Annotated in this window: 1 protein-coding gene; it reads right to left on the bottom strand. The window is 68.2% G+C overall.

The genetic code is table 11. The annotated features are described in order from the left end of the window. Positions 1-46: 46 nt before the first annotated feature. Positions 47-1294 carry an IS256 family transposase gene (locus FIP57_RS22935; protein WP_148576232.1) on the bottom strand — a complete coding sequence of 416 codons (1248 nt, stop codon included), beginning with the start codon at positions 1292-1294 and terminating at the stop codon, positions 47-49. Positions 1295-1421 lie beyond the last annotated feature (127 nt).

The following is a 1421-nucleotide window of genomic DNA, read 5'->3' as shown; positions in this document are numbered from 1 at the left end:
GGTCAAGTCCCCGGGAGTGGTGTAGCGCTGCGTGATCCGGGTGGGGTCAGGCGGTGAGTGCTGGCATGGTGTCAGCTCCGATCTCGGTGTCGTTGGTGGCGACGATGTTGATGCGGCAGCGGGCCAGGACCTCGAGTCCGAGGTAGCGGCGGCCTTCGGCCCATTCGTCGGTCTGCTCGGCCAGGACCGCGCCGACGAGCCGCACGATGGCCTCGCGGGTCGGGAAGATGCCGACGGCGTCGGTGCGGCGTCGGATCTCGCGGTTGAGGCGCTCGGCGGGGTTGTTGGACCAGATCTGGGTCCATACGTCCTTGGGGAACTCGGTGAAGGCGAGGATGTCGGCGCGGGCGGCGTCGAGGTGGTCGTGCACGTCGGGCAGCTTGCCGTCGACGTAGTCGAGGAGCCGGTCGAACTGGGCGTGCACCGCGGGACGGTCAGGCTGGTCGTAGACCGAGTGCAGCATCGCCTTGACCGCTGGCCACATCGACTTCGGTGTCACCGACATCAGATTGGCGGCGTAGTGGGTTCTGCATCGTTGCCAGGCGGCGCCGGGCAGGTTCGCTGCGACGGCTTCGACGAGCCCGGCGTGCGCGTCGGAGGTGACCAGCCGGACCCCGGCCAGGCCGCGGGCTGTGAGGTCGGCGAAGAACTCGTTCCACGCCGCCCCGGTCTCGCTGGTGGCCACACGCATGCCGAGGACCTCGCGGTGCCCGTCGCCGTTGACGCCGGTCGCGACCAGCACGACGGCGTTGATCACCCGCCCGCCCTCGCGGACCTTCATCGTCAGCGCGTCGGCGGCCACGAACGTGAACGGTCCGGCGGCATCGAGGGGACGGTGCCGAAACTGCTCGACGTGCTCGTCGAGCTCGGTCGCCATCCGGGAGACCTGCGACTTCGACAGCGAGTCGATGCCCAGGGTCTTGACCAGCTTGTCCATCCGCCGGGTGGACACGCCAGCCAGGTAGCAGTCGGCCACGACCGTGATGAGGGCGGTCTCGGCACGCTTGCGGCGCTCGAGAAGCCACTCGGGGAAATAGCTTCCCTTGCGGAGCTTGGGGATCGCGACGTCGATGGTGCCGACCCGAGTGTCCAGATCGCGATGCCGGTAGCCGTTGCGCTGGCTGACCCGGCCCGGAGAGGGACGGCCGTACTCGGCGCCCACGACGGCGTCGGCATCGGCGGAGAGCAGGGTGTTGATGATCGTCTGCAGCAGCGAACGCATCAGGTCTGGGCTGGCCTCGGCGAGTGCTTCGCCGAGAAGGCGTGCAGGGTCGACAATCTGGGGAGCGGTCATCGTGATGGTCCTCGAGGATTCTGTGGAAGGTTGACTCGAAGGATCACGCGGTGGCCGCGCTTCGTTCCGACGTACACGCCGGCGACGATCTCGACGACCGCGCTACACCACTATCGGGGACTCAACT

This window comes from Nocardioides caldifontis (assembly GCF_008087345.1).
Classification (GTDB): Bacteria; Actinomycetota; Actinomycetes; order Propionibacteriales; family Nocardioidaceae; genus Marmoricola_A; species Marmoricola_A caldifontis.
The sequence above is the reverse complement of the archived record's forward strand: the minus strand, read 5'-3'. Positions and strand labels throughout refer to the sequence as shown.

Bases quoted from the DNA above. Each gene is read 5' to 3' on its own strand.
- FIP57_RS22935 (WP_148576232.1), bottom strand. From the start codon at position 1,294: ATGACCGCTCCCCAGATTGTCGACCCTGCACGCCTTCTCGGCGAAGCA.